The 213-nt window shown below is 62.4% G+C and carries 1 protein-coding gene; it reads right to left on the reverse strand.

Features of this window, described 5'->3' with window-relative positions; all coding sequences use genetic code 11:
- Nucleotides 1-213: immunoglobulin-like domain-containing protein (locus AACY49_RS31720; RefSeq protein ID WP_339528320.1), on the reverse strand; the 213-nt coding region annotated here is incomplete at both ends.

A 213-nucleotide genomic window follows, 5' to 3' on the forward strand; every position in this document is an offset into this window, starting at 1 on the left:
CCTGGGTATCAGTGATCGAGGTGTCGGCTGACTTGCCATCGACTTCCAGCTTCTCGTAATTGCCGCCCTTGGCATCGTCGATCTTGACGCTCAGGGAACCGCCGCCGGCCAACGCATCGTTCGGCGCGGTGAAGTTGACGCTGGCGCTGCTCGAACCGACCGGGATGGTGATGGTCTGGCCATTCGACAGGGTCACAACCACTGGCGAGCCGG

The sequence above is a fragment of the Pseudomonas sp. EL_65y_Pfl2_R96 genome (genome assembly GCF_963970905.1).
Classification (GTDB): Bacteria; Pseudomonadota; Gammaproteobacteria; order Pseudomonadales; family Pseudomonadaceae; genus Aquipseudomonas.